The following is a 1,004-nucleotide window of genomic DNA, read 5'->3' on the forward strand; positions in this document are numbered from 1 at the left end:
CTCGCCCTGGCGCACCGACAGGTCGATGCCGGTCAACACCTGGAATTCACCGTACCACTTGTTGACCGCTTCCATGCGGATGATCGATTCCGTCGTCATGCCAGGATTCCTTCAGCCTCGGGGGTTGCTTATTGCATCTTGGGCAGGTCGGCCTGCAGCCACTTCTGGTAGAGCTTGTTGAGCTCGCCGTTGGCGGTGTTCTTCTGCACGAACTCGTTCACCGCCTTGTGCAGCTCTTCCTGGCCCGGACGCATCGCGATGCCCATCGACTGCTGCACGAGCGTGAACTTGTTTTCGAAGGTGTTGGCGGGCACGCGCTTGGCGATCTGCGCCGCCACGGTCACCGAGCAGCCGATGGCATCGACCTGGCCCGAGATCAGCGCCTGCATGGCCGAGGCGTCGTCGTCGAAGCGGCGGATTTCGGTGCCTTCCGGTGCGGCCTTGGTCACGGCCACGTCTTGCGTCGATGCGCGGGCCACGCCCACGCGCAGGCCCTTCAGGTCGGCTGCCGCCTTGATAGGGGCCTTGGTCGCGCCGTACAGCACGATGGTGGCGGCCGCATAGGGCTGCGAGAACTGCACCTGCTTCGCGCGCTCGGGCGTCACGGCCAGCGAAGCCACCAGCAGGTCGACCTTGTTGGTCAGCAGGAAGGGAATGCGGTTCGGGCCAGTCACCGGCACGATGTTGGCCTTGACGCCCCAGTCCTTGGCCAGCAGCTTGGCCACGTCGGCGTCGTAGCCGTCGGGCTGGTTCTTCGCGTCGGTGGTGCCGTAGGGCGGGAAGTCGACCAGCATGCCGATGGTGATCTCGCCCTTCTTCTTGATGTCGGCCACGGTCTGTGCCGAGGCGAAGGGTGCGAACACGGTGAGGGCGGCGCCGAGGCCGAGGGCTGCAAGCGCTGTGCGGCGGGAGGTGATGACGGTCATTGGATGTGTCTCCTGAATAAAGGAAGGAAGCGACGAGAGAGAAAGAAAACGGAAAGGGTCAGCGCGCGAGCGCCCGGG

Annotated in this window: 1 protein-coding gene and 1 pseudogene; both read right to left on the bottom strand. The window is 64.7% G+C overall.

Going from position 1 to position 1,004, the window contains the following annotated elements:
- Positions 1-99: pseudogene (gene glnQ / locus ACSFA3_RS26495) on the bottom strand (glutamine ABC transporter ATP-binding protein GlnQ); the annotation flags it as partial.
- Positions 100-128: 29 nt separating this feature from the next.
- Positions 129-926 (bottom strand): transporter substrate-binding domain-containing protein, encoded by a 798-nt coding sequence (locus ACSFA3_RS26500; protein WP_435468677.1) that lies wholly within the window; start codon positions 924-926, stop codon positions 129-131.
- Positions 927-1,004: the final 78 nt, after the last annotated feature.

Origin of the sequence: Variovorax glucosi (genome assembly GCF_051216695.1) — a bacterium.
Classification (GTDB): Bacteria; Pseudomonadota; Gammaproteobacteria; order Burkholderiales; family Burkholderiaceae_C; genus Variovorax.